The organism is Pedobacter nyackensis (genome assembly GCF_032678475.1).
GTDB lineage: Bacteria > Bacteroidota > Bacteroidia > Sphingobacteriales > Sphingobacteriaceae > Pedobacter > Pedobacter nyackensis_A.
This window is the reverse complement of the sequence record NZ_JAVTSF010000001.1, coordinates 158,425-177,472: the sequence shown is the minus strand read 5'-3', so window position 1 is coordinate 177,472 and position 19,048 is coordinate 158,425. Positions and strand designations below refer to the sequence as shown.

Below are 19,048 nucleotides of genomic sequence, written 5' to 3'. Positions count from 1 at the left end.
AATAAAAAATGCGCCATAAAGGCGCATTGTGGAAAAATTTTAGCCTATAAATTGAGGCTTTATTTAGGCCTTAGGCCCACACTATTCCCTTTTTGAGCTTACTCAAAGTATAAGCTTCAGAACTACCAGGAACAGGTTGGTGATTATATGTCCATTTTGCCATTGGCGGCAGGCTCATCAGGATAGATTCTATCCTTCCGTTTGTTTCTAATCCGAATTTAGTCCCTGCATCGTATACCAGGTTAAATTCTGCATAGCGGCTTCTGCGCAGGTACTGCCATTCTTGTTGCTGTGCTGTAAATTCCGTATCACGGTTGCGGTCAATCAACTCTGTGTATGCCGGAATAAATGTATTTCCAACAGCTTTTGAAAAAGCCAGTAACTCCTCAAATGACAGGTTTGTATTTTCAGGTTTTAGTCTGTCGTAAAAAATGCCACCAACTCCCCTGGTCTCTTCCCTATGTTTGATAAAGAAATAATCGTCTGCATGAGTTTTGAATTTTGAATAGAATGTAGGGTCGAATTCATCACAGGTTTGTTTTAACAAGTGATGAAAAAACCTTGCATCCGTATCTATAATGTAATGTGGTGTTAAATCAATACCACCACCAAACCAGCGGGTTTGTTCATCCATCTCAAAATATCTGATGTTCATATGTATAATAGGAACAAAAGGGTTTGAAGGGTGCATTACAATGGAAACTCCGGCAGCAAAAAAGTCGTCATTTTCTACTTTAAATGCCTTTTTTACAGCGTCGGGCAACTTGCCATGTACCGCAGAAAAGTTTACACCACCTTTTTCAATTACATTTCCATGTTGCATGATCCTGGTTCTGCCACCACCGCCACCTTCGCGGCTCCATATTTCTTCTTCAAATTTAGCCTGTCCATCAGCGAGTTCTAAACTGCTGCAAATCTCATCCTGAATTTTCTGATAGGCTGCTATTACTTGATCTTTAAAAACCATTTCGATTAAAACTAAGCTCAAAGTTAACCTTATTAAAAAATCCTATTCCCTAAAATTGCAGATAGTACATTGTTTTGACACTATTGTTCCTTAATTCTGACACTATCTCCTCTCAAAAAAAAAAGAGTAGACACCCAATGACATCCACTCTTTTACCGTTGCTACAGTACGCGCTGATCCTTTTAATTAACCGGAGGCTTCATTGTTGTATCCGGAGGTGTTGGTTTTAGTGTATCTATTACTTTTGGTGTATCTACAGGAACAGATATGTTCGTGTCAACCTTCAGCGTATCGGACGATCCCGATACATTTTTTGTAGAATTGCAAGCTGAAATAGCGAGAACAAAAGTAGCAACTGCAGCAATGCTTAAAATTAACTTTTTCATAGATTTCTGCTTTAAGTTCAGTTACTTAACAATGAAAATCTATTATGGTTTTTTATTAATTTAAATCAATGGTGCATTTTTAATTTATCCAGTAATTCTGGTGAAATATTTTCTGCATATGCGCCATAAGCGTCAATAATTACACCCCTTAAATTTCCTACCGGAGATGAGATGGCATAGATAATAGAACTGTCATCCGGATCTGTCATACCTTCAAAACGATAAAATTCATCAATTTCAAACTCTTCAGGCATCAGTTTTATATCTATAGCTTTACACTCAATATATTCAGATGAAAGATTGAAATCATACTCATAACCCCGTGCTTCGAGGTCTGCTACTGCGGCGGTAAGGGTGTCATATACATACATAACCCTAATTTACTAAAAAATTACTTTATCCTAGTATATAAAATTTTTAAGTTCAATAAACTTTCTGATATTTAAGCATCATGGTTGTATCTGAAAAAACCCTTAAGTGGGCCCTGTGTTTATATCCACCTTTATTCTTTCAGCGTATCTGGGTCCGTAAGTTTCATAAAGGCTTTAGAGGTGTGGATGTGAAAATTGCGAAAAGCCTGTTAAACAAGAACTACAACGGATCTATATTTGGCGGTACTATCTATGCTGCAACAGATCCTTTTTATGCATTATTGTTTGATCAGCTGCTTCAAAGAGAAGGGTTTAAAGTTCGGGTATGGCTTAAAAGTGCTTCCATTCAGTACCTGAAACCTGGAAGGGGCAATTTGTATTTTACCATTAATGTTACCGATGATATGCTAAACGAAGCTATAGAAACGTTAAACACCAATGGCAAGTTCATAAAAGCCTACCCTATGGAAATTACTAATTCTGCCGGAGAACTTTGTGCAGCAGTAATGAATGAAGTTTATATCAGAAACCTACACCAGGGAGAGGAACCACGTATTGCTTATTAATATTTTAGACGCTTACCACAATGAACATCAGGAAACTAATTTTACAAGGCGAAGGCACTACACTTGATTTCAAGAAAACGATTACCAGCAATGAAAAGATTGCCAAAAGTTTAGTCGCATTTGCCAATAATATGGGTGGACAATTGTTAATTGGTGTGGCGGATGATGGTAGTATTAAAGGGGTGAAATCGGAAGATGAAGAACGATATATGATCACCAAGTCGGCCCATCAATTCTGTAAACCTGCAATCGAACCTGAATTTGAAGAGATCTATGTAGATGATAAGCTTGTGCTCGTTGTAAATATTGCAGCCAGTGAAACTAAACCGCATTATGCCCTGGATGAAAACAAAAAATGGTGGGTATATTACCGTGTCGAAGATAAAAGTCTGCTGGCCAGTAAAATTATCGTCGATGTAATAAAGAAAGGAAGCAGCAATAGCGGGCAGCTTATTTCTTACCGGGAACAGGAGAAAAAATTATTTGAATACCTGGGTGAGAACGGACGAATTACATTAAAAGAGTTTAGTAAAATTACCAGGGGTTCATATAAACAGACACAAAAGATCCTGGTAAACCTAATTCTAAGCGGTGTAATCAGACCACATTCCTCCGAAAAAGAAGAGTATTTCACCTCAATTTAGCTTTGTGCTCTGTCATCCGAAATTCATTTCATAAAAGTCAATTACATTTTAAACGTTTTAAACCACGATTATCAAATTAGTTGAATTCCGGAACACTTAAATCAGCCGGAAAAAGCCGACTTTTGCCAAAATGTTGACAAATCTGTATACAAAATATAAGCCCTTTTATTCTGATAATTTACGACTGGCGATGCCTATTGTAGTCTCTCAGCTAGGCCATACTTTGGTACACCTTGCTGATAGTGTAATTGTTGGTCATTTTGCTGGCACCATTCAATTGGCAGCCGTTTCATTGGTAAACAGTCTTTTTATGCTGATACTGGTTTTAGGACTTGGTATTTCTTACGGACTGACCCCTTTAATTGCACAGGAAAACGGGCGTAAAAACTATGATGAATGTGGCAAGTTGTTATCTAACAGCCTTGTTATTAACTTCTTCTTCTCTATTCTGTTGTATGGTTTTGTACACCTTGGTACGCTGCTGGTCATCGATCATATCGGTCAGTCGCCCGAAGTAGTGGCTTACGCTAAGCCTTACCTGGGTTATCTCGGTATTTCAATTATTCCACTGATGGTTTTTCAAACTTTTAAACAGTTTGCTGAAGGGCTTGGTTTTACAAAACAGGCTATGTTTGTTTCGATCTGGGGTAATTTACTGAATATTATATTGGGTATTATCTTTGTAAAAGGAATGTTTGGAATTGCGCCAATGGGTGTTAAAGGCGTAGGTCTGAGTACTTTAATAGATCGTACCTTGATGGCTATTGTTATGTCTATATATGTACTTCGCTCTAAGCATTTTAAGGAGTATACCAAAAGTTTCCGTGTAGGTCTTGTCGATAAGATCAGAAGTTTTAAAATCGCAAAAATTGGCGCACCTGTTGCTTTACAATACTCTTTTGAAATCAGTGCTTTTAGCGGAGCAGCTATATTAATTGGTACAATCGGCGCTGTTGAACAGGCCGCACATCAGGTTGCCATAAACCTGGCTTCCGTTACCTATATGATGGCCAGTGGTATTGCCTCAGCCGCTACTATTAAAACAGGTAATAATTTTGGCAAGCAGCATTTTTCTGATCTTAGAAAATCTGCCATAGCCAGTTATCATGTGATCCTTTTATTTATGAGCATTACGGCACTGTTGTTTATTCTTGCTAACAACTTCCTGCCTTACATTTATACTGAAGATATCGCAGTAATCAACATTGCAGCTCAATTACTTATAATTGCTGGTTTCTTTCAATTATTTGATGGTACACAAGTTGTCGGTCTTGGTGTTTTAAGAGGTATAGGAGATGTAAACATCCCTACCCTGATTACCTTTATTGCCTACTGGGTGATTGGTATACCATTAGGTTATTTACTTGGTATTGTATTAGGATTGGGTGTTAATGGCATCTGGTACGGCTTAACCTTCGGATTATTGACCGCTTCTACCCTATTATTTTTCAGGTTCCAGAAAAGAACAAGAGTCCTAATCGGTTAATTACCAGAAAAGTTCCGTCCAAATATTTCTTTAATAAATTTCGTTTAATTTAAAAATAGCCCTTATCTTCAGTTAAGAGAGTATTTCAAATTAAATCTACAAAATAGATAGATTTAATTTTGATTATTGAAAAAGTTGACTTAATATTGTCGACTAATTCAATAGACATTATTAACAGCAATGAATAATACATTGGAAACTGAGATAAAAGTGACGATTCCGCGGAAATCCCCTCAAGAGAACAAATGGAGGCAAATAGCTTATCTATGCCTATTGATTATTGCTGCTTTATTTGGCGGATATGCACTTTACACTTACCTTACCTACGAATCATTGGTATCATTTGGCGAACAGGCTTATGCTCAAATGGATGATAAGTTCTTTTGGATGCTTGCGGTTGGTTTCTTTGCGCAATTGGTTGATGGAGCTTTAGGGATGGGCTATGGTGTTGTTTCTACCACATTATTGTTATCGGGAGGTTTAAATCCAGCAGTAATTTCGGGCAGTATACATACCGCTGAGATGTTTTCAAGCGGAGCCTCGGGCTTTAGTCATTACCGCTTTGGGAATGTAAATAAGAAGTTATTTAAAACCTTGCTTATACCTGGTGTTTTGGGCGCCATTGCTGGCGCAATACTATTGTTTTATGCTGGCGATGCTTTTTCACAATGGATTCGTCCTGTGATCTCTGTTTATACGCTTTTATTGGGAATCAGAATTCTTAACAATGCGTTTAAAGGAAAACCAAAGCTTCAAAAAGTTAAACGGGCAGGTTGGCTTGCGGGCGCAGGAGGTTTTTTAGATTCGTTTGGAGGTGGTGGCTGGGGGCCTTTGGTTACCTCCACATTAATAGCAAAAGGCCGTACGCCTAAATACGTAATCGGATCTGTTAGTTTAACCGAGTTCTTTGTAACCATGGCAAGTGCGGTAACTTTCTTTTTCCTTCTAGGTGTAAGTCACTGGCAATCTATTGTAGGCTTAATTATTGGAGGCGTTATAGCTGCACCAATTGCTGCACGCCTGGTAGGCAAACTGCCTATCAAGAAAATGTTTATTGGCGTTGCTGTAATCGTAATTATATCCAGCTTACGCATTATATGGATGTCATTAGGAAAAGTAATTTAAGCCTAATCGTTAACCATTTAGCATATCCAGATAATGTAATCCTTCAGGTGTAATTGAGGCGGAATGCTGAACACTATCACGGTCAATCTTAATGTAACCTAAGCTTTCCAGCTCTTCATACTCCTCTTCCATTCCACCAAGAATAGAGGAACTTACCTGTTGATCAATGATCTCCAATAAAGATTTAATAGCTTCTTTTTCCATGACTTTAAATATTTGGTTATTTAAAGATAGTAAAAACTAAACTTTTATTCTTTCTATTATCTGGGATTTATTGGCAGTATTTAGACCTTTTAATTCAACATATTTAACGTTCGGTATCCAGAAAGAGCCTCCTTCAATTCGTAAAAAGATGCGATCAAGCTGAATCTTCTTATTATTTACCGTAACATAAACATGATATTTTTTATCCTCTGCCGACTTCATCAGGTATAAAGGAAGTTTCTTGTGAGAGACAAACCTCAATTCATATTGATCGTTTCCAATAGCTTTTGCCTGGATTCCATAGGCGAACTTACGTTGTATATAGCTTAGGTCTTCCTTCTCTCCATCGTTTTCATATCTAATCCAATACACCTTAATCGGATCTTTCTTATTTATATCCCCATCACTATCTAAATTAAGTTCACAAATAATCGTATTTGTATTGGGATCTCTTTGGAGATAAAAAAGCTGATTGCTAATACCCTTGGGGGTTGGGAATTTTATCGGTGAAGGATTTCCAGTTTCTACACTTTGCGCAAAAACAGTAGCACTAAAAAATAACGAACTAAAAAACCAGGTGAATAAAAAAAGACGGGCGCTAGGTTTTATAGATTTCATGATTATTTTTTTGAAGTTCAAATTTAACTCAAAACCTGCACATCGTACTTCAACGATTATTATTTTACATTAAATCGATACTTTACATTTTTTCAATTCATATTAAAATGATCTTTAATATTTCTTACCTGATGTGCATGTCGTTGCGTATGGTAAATTACAAAACAGACTGCTTCAAAACGAGTTAAATGACCATATACGGGCAGTTCGAATGCAAGGCAGGTTTGTGTAAGGTCTATATCAATAATTGCCTTAGCAATATCATTTTTTATTTCCTCTAAAGCATTCAATAAACGTTTTTTATTATAAGCTTTATATTTTGGAATAATAAAATCCGGGGACTCCATCTTTATATTAAAATTGAGGAAATCCTCTTTAAGCTTTCCGCACAATTCATCAGGGATCCGTTTTGTTTCTGTGACCGGCCCATTCAGTACTTCTCCAAAGCCAGAATTAGCCATAATGATGTGTTGGGCTACCTGCCCTGCTGTCCAGCTCCCTTCAAATGGTATATTGTTAAGCTCTGCTTCATCAAATGCGGAAATCAATTCCTGAAATTCAGTGATTGTACTTTGTAATGCGGCAATGATTTCTCTTTTATTCATGGTTTTCCAGGTTAAAGTGTAACGGGTAATCCGGTTTTACGATTAATTAACAATAAATTTATGAAAATTTAATTCCTGAAAAAGGGCTATAATGCGTCAAATAAAGGGGTATTTGCGACAAATATTGATTTAATGTCATAAAAATGAAATTTCAATAGTGTATGATGTACACTATATAGGAATAAGTACGTATATTTGTCTTATTAAAAATGAACAACACTTCTAATCGGGATTGCTAATCAGTCCTGATAGAATTAAAGAGAAAACCCGTTCATACAGGTTTATATTTGGTTAGAGTAGAGGAGAGCTTGGATGAGTCGCCTCTTTCTTTTTTTATAGACCTTTTGTAATTGTGGTTTTCAGTTGGTTACGTCAAATGCTGGAGTTAAATGTTAACAGATCCCCATCACTCTAAGTAAGATTTCAACTTATCCTGTAGCAACCCTTTACTATACCCCGTCCAGGAGTTTAGCACTACGCCTTCAGGAGAAATGACAACATAGTGTGGAATGCCGCTAACTCCATAGCGTGCAGCTATTCCAGTCATCCCTTTACCATCGCTGAGGTTTAGCCAGCTGATTTTTTCGCTTAATGAAACCTTTTCCCAAATTTCCTTTTTTGTATCCATACTGATACTAACAATCAGTATTTTATCTTTAGCTGTACTGTCTAGCTGTCTGAGTTCCGGCATAGCCATCATACATGGTCCACAAGCCACACTCCAAAAATCGAGCAACAGGTATTTGCCTTTATAATCCTTAAGCATATGATTTTTACCATTAAGATCCTTGAGGATAGTATCCACCATGGATTCACCTTTTTTAACAACCACTGGCGGATACAGATAATTACTGATCTCTAATGCTCTGAGTTCAAGTTTTTGTTGTGGCGTTAATTTGTTAAACAAGGAGGTAACCGCTGGCCTAAACGAACTTTTTTCGTTGTACCTTACATCCATAGCCATTTCGGTCATTTTTTTGAACCAGATGTCACTTACTTTAGCAGTTTTTAAAATGGAGATTTCTTTCTGAAACACTTTTTGCTGCCAAACTGATTCAATAGTTCTTAATGAGTCTATTTGGAACTTGATGGTTTTAAGTTCAGCTGCTGATGCATTATTCATTTTTTGGAATAATAAACCGACCTGAACAGATAAGTTTTGAATACTGTCTAATTCCTGTTTTGTTGATGCAGTATATTTGCCCAGCTCCTGCTGTCTCAGATCTTTACTTATTACATTCCAGGTATTAAGGAAATAATTATTACCCGATATCTGAATTGCAGATTTGGGACCCACCCAAAGACTAAGCCATTTAGAAGGAAAATCTGCACTGTTTCCTATTAACGCGAGTTCAGTTGATTCTTTAATCTTTCCTGAAAAATTGAATTTTCCATTTTTTACAGTATCGCTGGCAATGGTAACGAATATATTGCCACTATTTTCCATTAAATTAATGATCTCTCCGTCTTTTACGTTACTGAGTTTTCCATTGATAGTGTAGTTGTTTTGCGCAATGGCCAAAAGTCCCTGAAAAATCAAGCCTGTAAATAAAGCGCTAGTGGTTATGCTGCTCATCTGATCGTGGGTTTTATTCTTTGTCTATATACTCCTTCAATTCCTCTTTGAGACTATAGAAGCGCTTCAGCTTATCTTCAAGGATACTTTCATCTGTCATCGTCCAGCCCTGTTTGATAGTTGGATTCGTTACTTCCTTTTGATCAGTGATTTTGATGTTAATTTCATCTCCAATTTTTAATTCTGAACCATACCAATCTAAATGAGTATTCTCAATGGAATTTAAGCCTGAGACTGTAAGACTTAGACTTTCATCATTATACGTTGCTCTTTTAACCCATGTAGTAATCATCGAAAGAACACCTAAATCAGCAGTAATACCAGCTTTAGTAACTAATTCACCATTAACATATACTTCGAAGACCGGATTGTTCATGTTTCTTTTTTTTCTTATATAATCAAAAACTATTGATATCACACTATTATGTTTTCACGTCAAGTGGATGATCTCGAAAATACACAAAAAGTCTATATTAAATGGTAAAAAAATGTACGGACTGTAGCTAAAAATTATTCATATTTTAAAGCCTTTACCGGAGATTTTCTAACCACCTTAACGGCTTGGAGTGAAACAGTAAGTACCGTAAGAAAAATACACAGTATAAATGCTAAAAGAAAAGGTGTGTATGTGATCGAAATACGATAATAAAAGCTATTGAGCCATTCGTTTACGAAAAAATAAGCGACAGGCCAGACAATTACATTGGCCAGCATCACTGCTTTTACAAAACTCCCATTCAGTAAGGTAAGCAGATCCTTAATGGTCGCACCCATGACCTTACGAACGGCAATTTCCTTGGTACGCTGTTCCAGATCGAAGTAAACAACCCCAAAAAGACCTATGCAGCATAAAAAGATCGCCATCGTTGCAAATGAAATGAATACACTGCCGAGGCGAAATTCTGCCTGATATAATTTTTCCAAATGACTGCTAATAAACTGAAAATCTGATGATACATCTGGAAAGTACCTTTTCCATGCCATATCTATTGTTTCTTTTGTTTGCCTGATGTCGCCTCCTTTTACCTTGATATACATATATCCAAAAGTGTTCTTCGGGCTAAGGGTAATGGCCAAAGGTGTTACTTTATTATGCAATGACATACCGTTAAAGTTTTTAACCACTCCTACTACCCTGCCCTGCAAGCCAGGGTAAGAGAGTACAGTATCAATCGGGTTTGAGAGTGCGAGTAATTGTACCGCTGCCTCGTTCAGCATAATGGGCGACTGGTTGTTAGAGATGTCGCTTCCATATTTAGGATCAAACGCTCTTCCTTGCAGCACCTGGATATTTAAGGTTTTAATAAAATCAAAGTCTACAGAAATGAAATCACAGGCATATTTAGTGGTATCTTTATCATTCGTCCAGGTAGAGCTCATTCCAAAAGAAGCCCCTGGATTAAATGAAGAGAAACTCACAGAGATGATTTCGTTTTGCCTGAGTAAATCATTCTTTAGACTCTGGAGCTTCTCATCAGGCATATTAAATGAAGAGACCAATACCTGATCTTTATCAAATCCCAGGTTTTTATTGCTGATATATTGAAGCTGTTTATAAATAAACAAAGTACATACGATCAGAAAGACTGAAATAGCGAACTGAAAAATCATTAAAATCCGTTTAAAAGAAAAATTACCGGTGATGTGCCCCGTATATCCTTTTAATGTTCTTACAGGCATTAGTCTCGAAAGTATCATTGCAGGATAAAATCCAGCAACAAAACCTGACACAATGATAACGGCGAATGCAATACTGATGGTTTTCGCATTTACAATTTCGCCAAGTGAAATCTCTATTCCCAATTGGCGTCCCAACAACGGAATAAAATCATAACTAAACACAATTGACAAAAAGGCCGCTATAATTACATAAAGATAACTCTCACTCAAAAACTGCCACCTCAATTGAGCTTGCGATGCCCCCATGACCTTTTTTATACCGATTTCCTTTGAGCGTTTGAAAGAAGTTGCAACGGTTAAATTAATGAAATTAGCAAGCGCCACAAAGAGAATGAAGAAAGTGACAATGGTAAAAATATAGATATATTTTATATCGCTATTTGGCTCAAATTCATTCTTCGTATGCGAATACAAATGAATTTGGGTAACCGGCATCAATTTTAAAGTTAAGTTTTTTGGGAACTCGTATTTTTTATAGAGCATCTTTAATTTTTCTGTTATTAATGCCGGATTTGTGCCTTTTCGCAATTGTATATATTGCGGAACGCCTGAATATCCCCGCCAATTAAGCTTATGGTCTAAATCAGATTTGCATATAATATCGGTATGAAAATGTGAAGCGCGCGGCAAATCTTTAATTACCCCACTGATCAAATAATCATTAGTATATCCTTTTAATTTGATCGTCTGCCCTACAGCATCTTTCCCAGGAAAACTTAACCTGGCAAATCGTTCTGTCACCAATACCGAATGAGGGTCGTTCAATATTGTCTTTCCATCACCTATAGACAATGGAGCAGTAAACATCTTAAAAAAGGCAGGTTCAGTCGTTAGAACCTGGGCTTCAAAAAACTCATTTCCTGCTTTCGCCTGAAAGGTATTCTGGCGTAGCTGTGTAGAATTTTCAACCTCTGGAATTTCTTGTTGGAGCATCGTCCCCAAACCACTTGGCAGCACAATATTTTCTTCAGCACTTTCCGCGTCAACTGTATACAATCTGTAAATCTGTTCTGCGCGCTCATGATGTTTGTCGTAAGACAACTCAAACATCACATAAGCAATGAGCATTACCACCCCACTCAGCCCTGTAACCAGGCCTAGCAACTTGATTGCTGAGGTAGTTTTATACTTCCAGATATTTCTTAAGGCAATTTTAAGGTTCAACTTGAACATAATATGAGATTTAAGTTAATTTATTTGCCGAGCCAATTTTATACCAAGCTAAAAACAAATTTTAATTACTTAAATATCAATTAATTAAAATAACTATAAAAGTTAATCTGTTCGATTCCGAACGGTGAATGTGCAAAAACGGACATAATTTGATAACAAAAAACCGATTTCATATGCACTCCATTTAACGTAATCACCTTATTAACTTCACATTATAACTTTAAAATTGCCGGTAATATCTGGATCAATAAACCACCAGATTAAAACCCAAACAAATAGTCATTATGAATTTTAAAACAACACTCAGCGGAATATTACTGTTGTTTATTCCCATCATGAGCAGTTTCAATGCATTTGCAACTAACCGAAAAGAAGTTGCAAGTACAACCCCTGTTGCAGAACTAACTATTAATGGTACAGTTAAAGATGCAAACGGACAACCACTCCCAGGAGTAACTGTTCTCATTAAAGGAAGTAAAAAAGGATCCTCTACCAATGGCGATGGTAAGTTTACCATAAAGGCCCAATCTACAGATATATTGGTCTTTTCGCTTGTTGGATACCAATCACAAGAAGTTCCGGTGGCTGATAAAAACACCATCAACGTTAGTTTAAAAGTAGAAGAAGCTGTATTGAACGAAATCGTAGTTACTGCAATAGGTATCAAACAGCAAAAACGCAAATTGGGTTATGCAACCCAGGAAGTAAATACAGAAGTTCTGGACAAAGCAAAAACCATGAACTTCGGAAATGCACTTACGGGTCAGGTTGCCGGCTTAACAGTAAACAACCCTACAGGTATTTTTCAAAGTCCGCAGATCAGTTTAAGGGGCAAAACGCCACTGATTGTTGTTGATGGTATCCCGGTAGAGAGTAACTTATATGACATCTCTTCCGCAGATATAGAAAATATTAACGTACTAAAAGGGGTAACAGCATCTGCATTATATGGTTCAAGGGGTAAAAATGGTGCTATCATCATTACTACCAAAAGGGCTAAAGCGGAAGGCCTGGAAATCAACGTGGGTACAAACAACATGGTAACTGCAGGTTTCACGGTATTCCCCGAAACCCAAACAGAATATGGTAATGGTTCTGAAGGTAAATATGAGTTTTGGGACGGTGCCGATGGTGGTATATCTGATGGAGATATGATCTGGGGCCCAAAATTTGGAACGGGAATTAAAGTAAGACAATGGAACAGTCCGATCAGGGACAAACAAACAGGTACAGTCATTCCATGGTGGGGTAATGTTGCAGGAACCATTTACGACGATAAAGCGAGATATGAAAGAGTGCCGACAGACTGGATACGTCACGACAATCTCAATAATTTTCTGGGTACAGGTATCGTAACTGATAACCATATGTCGCTGGCATACAAAAGCGAAAGTACACAGCTTTGTTTTTCAGCAAAACAAGCCTTTCAAAAAGGACAAGTACCGAATACCAATTTGTCTACCGGCGGATTAAATTTTAGCTGTACCTATAACCTGGCCAAAAATCTTGTTGCTGAAGCCAGCTTATCTTACAATAAGGTGTATTCGCCTAATTTCCCTCGTTATGGTTATGGCCCTAAAAACCATATGTATACCATTTTGATCTGGATGGGTGATGACGTAAATGGCCAGGAGTTGAAAGACCACATGTACGTGCCGGGGCTTGAAGGTTACAGACAAGCAAATTACAACTATGCCTGGTACAATAACCCTTATTTTGCAGCTTATGAGTTGAACCAGGTCCACAATAAAAATACAATGGATGGATTAATGAGGTTGGCATGGACAGCTGCTCCAGGGCTAACTTTACAAGCCAGGGCAAACCTGAGAACTTCAAACCTGTTCGAAGATATGCAGAGCCCTAAATCATACATGAATTACGGAGATTCCAGAAATGGCGATTATAAAAACTGGAGCAGTAACCAGACGAACTTTGATGCCGATTTCTTAGCTACCTATACCAAAAGCCTGACCGAAAAAGTTGGTTTTACTTTAAACGCCGGTGCTTCAAAATTCACCAGAAATTACAGACAGCAATACCAGAGTACTGACGGAATCATCGTACCTTTTGTTTACAGCTTAAACAATACACAAGGTCCTGTTCAAGCATCAAATTTCTTAGAAGAAAAAGAAATACAGAGTGTTTATGGTTCTGCCAACCTTGATTTATTTGACGCAGTTTATCTGAATGTGACTGCACGTAATGACTGGTCTTCTACCCTGCCTGCCGGTTCAAATTCTTATTTTTATCCGTCTGCCTCGATCAGTACCATTGTATCTCAATACTTGAAAATGCCAAAGGCAATAGATTATGTAAAACTGAACGCATCATGGGCAAAAGTATCCAACGATTTAACACCATATAGTATCCAGTCAGTTTATACGAAAGATGTAACTTATGAAAGCACACCTTCAGTAAGCTACGGCGCAGGTTTGGTAAATCCGAACATTAAACCTGAAAAATCTACATCATACGAGCTTGGCCTATCCTCAACGCTCTTTAAAAACAAGTTGAGCGTAGACTTCACTTATTACCACATTTTAGATGAAAATCAGATCATCGACCTGAACATATCACAGGCTTCTGGATTTAATACGCGCAAAGTAAACGGAAACAAATACCAAACCAATGGCTATGAAGTGGTATTGGGTGTTAAACCAATTGTCAACCCAAATTTTAGCTGGAACCTAAATCTGAACTGGTCATCTTCGATCCGAAAACTGACGGAGATTTATGGCAACAATCCTAAATTCGGAAATCTGGTGGTGGGCGACAGAGCAGACAGCTATTATTCTACTGTTTGGGAAAAAAATGCAGCCGGTCAGTTGATCCTGGATGCTAATAGCGGTTTACCCATTAGAGACCCTTTCCAAAGGAAAGTTGGAAACATTGACCCAACCTGGAGAATTGGCTTCTTAAATAGCTTTAAAATTAAAGATTTTACCGTTAATGTAGACATTGATGGGGCTTGGGGTGGTATTATGAATTCAACCACCATTGAGAAAATGTGGTGGGGAGGAAAACATCCTGCATCAACCGAATACCGTGACCAGGAATATGCAGCTGGTAAACCTGTTTATGTACCTGCTGGTGTGGTGGTAACAGGCGGAAGTCTGGCGCGCGACATTAGTGGAAACGTAGTATCGGACACCCGTACTTATGCCCCGAATACAAAAGCAGTAAGCTGGCAAACATGGAGTCAGCAATATCCATACAGAGCCAGGGTGACAGAAGAAGAAAACAGCAAATTTGCCAATACTTTCGACCGTTCTTTTATTAAGCTCCGCCGGGTTTCTGTTGGATACGACATGACAAAACTGATTAAAATGGGTAAAGTAAAAGCACTTGATGTGAGTCTGTATGGCTATAACCTGGCCATGTGGAAAAAAATGCCATACCTGGACCCGGATTTTGGGACCGATTCTGATTTACAAGATCCATCATCCAGATACCTGGGCTGTTCTATTAACCTGAAGTTTTAACATCATCAATAAAAACAAGAATGAAGAATTTATTCAATATATGCTTAATGGCAGCCTGTCTTTTTACGGTTTCGTGTAAAAAAGACCTGGTAGAATTAAATATAAACCCTAATAATGCAAAAGAAACGCACCCCCAACTTCTACTTACAAAAATTGAGTGGACTGCTTTCCAGGAATTTGGTGGTACAAGTCCGCTTTATGCCAATAAAATGTTGGTTCAGAGTGATGGCGAAAACCTGGAGCAATACTACAAATGGAACCGCTCTAATTTTGATGCATTTAACAATTTAAGAAATGTGACTAAAATGGATGAAGAAGCCACCAAATTAAAGCTAACGTCGTATAAAGCTTTAGCAAAGTTTTTCCGCGCTTATTACTTTTACAATCTGACACTTACTTTCGGTGATATTCCTTACAGTCAGGCATTAAAAGCTGAAGACATCAGTCCAATTTACACACCAGCTTATGATACGCAGAAAGATGTTTTCAAAGGTATTTTAGCGGAACTTAGCGATGCAAATAACCTTTTAAAGAATGATAACTCCGAAATTTTAGGTGATATCATTTTCGGAAAATCAACCCAGAAATGGCGGAAAGCCATCAATGCTTTTCGGTTAAAAGTACTACTTACCTTGTCAAAACGCACTAGTGAAGCAGATCTTAACATCATCAATCAATTCGCCTCAATTTATGCATCTGAGCCGCTATTTGCCAAGGATGAAAGCGCAAAACTGGTTTTCCTGAATCAGATCAACAACAGGTATCCTGAATTTAATTCCAGTGGCTTTGGATCTGGTATGTACATGGATATGACTTTTGTAGAACGTTTGAAAGATAGAGAAGATCCGCGACTGTTCCTTTTTTGTACCCAAACCAGGTTAGGAAAAGAAGAAGGCAAGGCTATCTCCGATTTTTCATCTTATGAAGGTGGTGACCCAGCAGCTCCGTATGCAGAGACTAATGTTAAAGCAGTAGCTGGAAGAGTATCTAAAGTTAATGAACGTTATCACAAAGATCCGGTAAACGAGCCAAGAATCCTGATCGGTTATGCGGAGCAGGAATTGATCCTTGCAGAAGCTGCTGTAAGGGGATGGATCACAGCGGATGCTAAACAATTATACCAAAACGGTGTAAAAGCAAACTTCAAATTTTATGAAAGTAGTGTAGCGCTTCTGGCCAGTTCAGCAAACCTTGCTCCTTTTGTTAATGAAAGCGCTGCGGATACCTATCTTACTAAACCACTCAATAATTTCTTGCTGGCCCTGACTACTGAACAAAAAATAGAGCTGATCACTACACAGAAATACTTTCAAACTTATTTCCAGGGCGGATGGACTGCCTTTTTTAGTAACCTGCGCACTGGCTATCCAACATACCGCAGACCAGCCGGCGTAAACATTCCTTTTAGATGGATTTATCCGCAATCTGAATATAACAATAATAAAGATGCAGTTAATAAAGCCATTACCAGCCAGTTCGGCGCAAATAATGATTTGATCAATCAGCCTACATGGTGGATTAAATAAATTAATATATTTATATATTGCGTGGCCATTTCTGGCCACGCATTTTGTTTTTAGCAGTAATTATGGAATCAAGAAGAGACTTTTTAAGAAAAACGAGTTTATTTGCCGGACTGACAACAGTTGCCAATGTTATTCCTCCATCGCTATTGAAGGCGATGTCTATTGAAGCGGCAGCAGGTAGCAGTTATAAGGATGCCGAACACATTGTCTTTTTAATGCAGGAGAACCGTTCTTTTGATCATGCCTATGGTACACTTAAAGGTGTCAGGGGGTTTAATGATCCGAGGGCGCTCAAACAGATCAATGGAAATCCGGTCTGGTTTCAACGAAATAAAGCCGGGCAAAACTTTGCACCGTTCAGACTCGACATTAAAAATTCTAAGTCTACCTGGATGGGTTCCCTCCCACATTCCTGGAACGATATGGTTGCTGCTCGAAACCTTGGGAAGATGGACAATTGGCTGGAAGCTAAAAAAGCCGGTAAGGAATATGCACAAATGCCCTTAACCATGGGATATTATGATCGAAAAGATATTCCATTTTATTATGCGTTAGCGGATGCGTTTACCGTATGTGATCAGCACTTCTGCTCTACCTTGACTGGTACCAGCGCCAACCGGACTTTTTTTTGGTCGGGTGCCATCAAAGAAAACCCACATGATGTAAAATCTGTTCCTCATGTTCATAATGGGCAGATTGACTATAAAGATGTAAACTGGAAGACATATCCCGAACGTTTAGAAGAGGCACAAATCCCCTGGAAAGTCTATCAAAATGAGTTGAGTCTTCCCGTTGGATTTAAAGGAGAAGAAGACGACTGGCTGGCAAATTTCACGGACAACAGTCTGGAATTTTTCAAACAATACCATGTGCGCTTTCATCCGGCACACCTGAACTACGTGCAGAAACTCATCACTGATCTTCCTTCGGAAATACAGCATTTGGAAGCTAAATTACCTAAGAGTGCTGAGGAAGAAAAACAACTCCAATCGAAAAAAGAAAATTTAGCCAAAGCACAGGAAGCGATCAAGACCTGGAATAAGCAAGGCTTTGATAAGTTGACTGACTTTGAAAAGAATATTCATAAAAAAGCCTTTGTTACCAATGAGGGTGATCCTGACTACCATAAGGTTGAAAATATTGAATATGATGACGAGGGTGTAAAAAGAGAAATGACAGTACCTAAGGGCGACATTCTTCACCAATTCAGAAAGGATGTAAGTAACGGAGATTTACCTATGGTATCCTGGCTGGTTGCACCATGCCGCTTTTCCGACCACCCGGGTTCGCCCTGGCATGGTGCCTGGTATATCTCTGAAGTACTGGATATACTCACCAAAAATGAAGAGGTTTGGAAAAAGACTATTTTTGTACTGACATACGATGAAAGTGATGGTTATTTCGACCACCAACCCCCTTTTGTTCCGCCCCACAGTAAGCGTCCGCACACCGGTAAAACTTCTGCCGGAATCAATACAGAAACGGAATTTTGTGGCTTTGACCCAAAACTCGAACAAAATGAAGGCGCGGATAGTCCGGTCGGGCTAGGTTTTAGAGTACCTATGGTTATTGCTTCACCATGGACAAAGGGAGGATACGTAAATTCGCAGATATTTGATCATACTTCCTGTCTGCAATTCTTAGAGCACTTTATAGAGTCTAAAACAGGTAAAAGTGTGAAAGAGACCAATATTAGTCCCTGGAGAAGAAGCGTTTGTGGAGATCTTACTTCTGCATTTCGCCCGGCTAATGAGCAGTCTATAGAAATTGGGCACCTGGATCGTAATCAGTTTATTGAAAGTATTTATGCTGCAAAAAACAAACCACTTCCGGGAAATTTCAAGGCCGTTCAGCAAGCGGATATTGATCAGGCGATAAAAACAGGCAATACCGGTGATTTGTATCCAGCGCAAGAGCCTGGCACAAAGCCTTCGAATGCCTTGCCTTATCAACATGAAGTAAATCTTAAGCAAAATATAGAGGGCGTATTGGAAATGCAGTTTTCAGCAGGAAATTCCATATTTGGGAAAAAGAGTGTTGCCGGAGCTTTTCAGGTTTACGCCCCTGGTAAGTTTAACCTGAAAAAGGAAAAGACTACTGAGGAACTCGAAATGAACCAATGGAATTTCTGTGTTTTACCGGGCGACCAGATTAATTATCAGTGGAAGCTGGATGACTTTATTGGAGACAATTATACGCTGGAGTGTTATGGTGCCAATGGTTTTTTCAGGTCATTTAAGGATGCTAAGAAATTGGCAGGTCTGAATGTGAGGGTGTCACCGGAAATGCTGAACGTTAAAAAATCAACCAGCAATGTGCGTGTAACTGTACTTTCTCAAAAACAGGAAACAGTAATTATTACAGACAATGCGTATGGAAATAAGATGCAAACCATGGTGCTAAAAGCCGGGAAACCGATGGCTCTTATCATTGAATCTGGTAAATCAGGAGGATGGTATGATTTTACCGTAACATTGAAGGGCAATACTGCTTTTAGCCAGCGTTATGCAGGAAGAATTGAAAATGGCCAAAACAGTATTTCTGATCCGGTGATGGCTGAGCGTAAATCTTAAACGGTATATAAAAACAGAAATGCTATTTTTCCTAAAGAAAAATAGCATTTCTGTTTTGCAACAAGC

At 38.3% G+C, this 19,048-nt stretch carries 16 protein-coding genes; 7 read left to right on the top strand and 9 right to left on the bottom strand.

Annotated features, from left to right (window positions below; translation table 11 throughout):
- Positions 1–70: 70 nt before the first annotated feature.
- The 3 genes from hemF to R2Q84_RS00685 all read right to left on the bottom strand — a co-directional run bounded on the left by hemF (position 71) and on the right by R2Q84_RS00685 (position 1,724).
- Positions 71–967: an oxygen-dependent coproporphyrinogen oxidase gene (gene hemF / locus R2Q84_RS00695; protein ID WP_316815940.1), complete on the bottom strand. Its 897-nt coding sequence runs from the start codon at positions 965–967 to the stop codon at positions 71–73.
- A gap of 182 nt (positions 968–1,149) precedes the next feature.
- The gene (locus tag R2Q84_RS00690) at positions 1,150–1,353 is read right to left on the bottom strand and encodes a coproporphyrinogen III oxidase (RefSeq protein ID WP_316814591.1); all 204 of its coding nucleotides are present in this window, start codon (positions 1,351–1,353) and stop codon (positions 1,150–1,152) included.
- 65 nt (positions 1,354–1,418) lie between these two features.
- The gene (locus R2Q84_RS00685; RefSeq protein WP_316814590.1) at positions 1,419–1,724 is read right to left on the bottom strand and encodes a phosphoribosylpyrophosphate synthetase; all 306 of its coding nucleotides are present in this window, start codon (positions 1,722–1,724) and stop codon (positions 1,419–1,421) included.
- Positions 1,725–1,804: 80 nt separating this feature from the next.
- Between R2Q84_RS00685 and R2Q84_RS00680 the strand changes: the two genes are divergently transcribed.
- From R2Q84_RS00680 to R2Q84_RS00665, 4 genes are all read left to right on the top strand, one after another.
- Positions 1,805–2,290 (top strand): DUF4442 domain-containing protein, encoded by a 486-nt coding sequence (locus tag R2Q84_RS00680; protein ID WP_316814589.1) that lies wholly within the window; start codon positions 1,805–1,807, stop codon positions 2,288–2,290.
- 20 nt (positions 2,291–2,310) lie between these two features.
- On the top strand, positions 2,311–2,934 hold the full coding sequence (locus R2Q84_RS00675) for an ATP-binding protein (protein ID WP_316814588.1): 624 nt from the start codon (positions 2,311–2,313) through the stop codon (positions 2,932–2,934).
- Between the two features lie 130 nt (positions 2,935–3,064).
- A complete protein-coding gene (locus tag R2Q84_RS00670; RefSeq protein WP_316814587.1) occupies positions 3,065–4,420 on the top strand; it encodes an MATE family efflux transporter in 1,356 nt (451 codons plus the stop codon).
- A 180-nt stretch (positions 4,421–4,600) separates the two neighbouring features.
- Entirely contained in the window at positions 4,601–5,545 is a 945-nt protein-coding gene (locus R2Q84_RS00665) for a sulfite exporter TauE/SafE family protein (protein WP_316814586.1), read from the top strand.
- A gap of 9 nt (positions 5,546–5,554) precedes the next feature.
- Here R2Q84_RS00665 and R2Q84_RS00660 read toward each other — a convergent pair whose 3' ends face one another.
- The 6 genes from R2Q84_RS00660 to R2Q84_RS00635 form a co-directional block, all read right to left on the bottom strand.
- Positions 5,555–5,749 carry a hypothetical protein gene (locus R2Q84_RS00660; RefSeq protein ID WP_316814585.1) on the bottom strand — a complete coding sequence of 65 codons (195 nt, stop codon included), beginning with the start codon at positions 5,747–5,749 and terminating at the stop codon, positions 5,555–5,557.
- Positions 5,750–5,785: 36 nt separating this feature from the next.
- Positions 5,786–6,367, bottom strand: a complete 582-nt coding sequence (locus R2Q84_RS00655; RefSeq protein WP_316814584.1) for a DUF4833 domain-containing protein — start codon at positions 6,365–6,367, stop codon at positions 5,786–5,788.
- A gap of 92 nt (positions 6,368–6,459) precedes the next feature.
- On the bottom strand, positions 6,460–6,972 hold the full coding sequence (locus R2Q84_RS00650; protein WP_316814583.1) for a DinB family protein: 513 nt from the start codon (positions 6,970–6,972) through the stop codon (positions 6,460–6,462).
- 406 nt (positions 6,973–7,378) lie between these two features.
- Complete coding sequence (locus R2Q84_RS00645; protein ID WP_316814582.1) at positions 7,379–8,548, bottom strand: TlpA disulfide reductase family protein; 1,170 nt, start codon at positions 8,546–8,548, stop codon at positions 7,379–7,381.
- A gap of 13 nt (positions 8,549–8,561) precedes the next feature.
- Positions 8,562–8,924, bottom strand: coding sequence for a hypothetical protein (locus R2Q84_RS00640; RefSeq protein WP_316814581.1), 363 nt, complete (start codon positions 8,922–8,924; stop codon positions 8,562–8,564).
- Between the two features lie 134 nt (positions 8,925–9,058).
- Positions 9,059–11,401, bottom strand: coding sequence for an ABC transporter permease (locus tag R2Q84_RS00635; RefSeq protein WP_316814580.1), 2,343 nt, complete (start codon positions 11,399–11,401; stop codon positions 9,059–9,061).
- 284 nt (positions 11,402–11,685) lie between these two features.
- Between R2Q84_RS00635 and R2Q84_RS00630 the strand changes: the two genes are divergently transcribed.
- The 3 genes from R2Q84_RS00630 to R2Q84_RS00620 all read left to right on the top strand — a co-directional run bounded on the left by R2Q84_RS00630 (position 11,686) and on the right by R2Q84_RS00620 (position 18,982).
- A complete protein-coding gene (locus tag R2Q84_RS00630; protein ID WP_316814579.1) occupies positions 11,686–14,883 on the top strand; it encodes a SusC/RagA family TonB-linked outer membrane protein in 3,198 nt (1,065 codons plus the stop codon).
- A gap of 20 nt (positions 14,884–14,903) precedes the next feature.
- A complete protein-coding gene (locus R2Q84_RS00625; RefSeq protein WP_316814578.1) occupies positions 14,904–16,409 on the top strand; it encodes a SusD/RagB family nutrient-binding outer membrane lipoprotein in 1,506 nt (501 codons plus the stop codon).
- 62 nt (positions 16,410–16,471) lie between these two features.
- Positions 16,472–18,982 (top strand): phosphocholine-specific phospholipase C, encoded by a 2,511-nt coding sequence (locus R2Q84_RS00620; RefSeq protein ID WP_316814577.1) that lies wholly within the window; start codon positions 16,472–16,474, stop codon positions 18,980–18,982.
- The last annotated feature ends 66 nt before the right edge of the window (positions 18,983–19,048 follow it).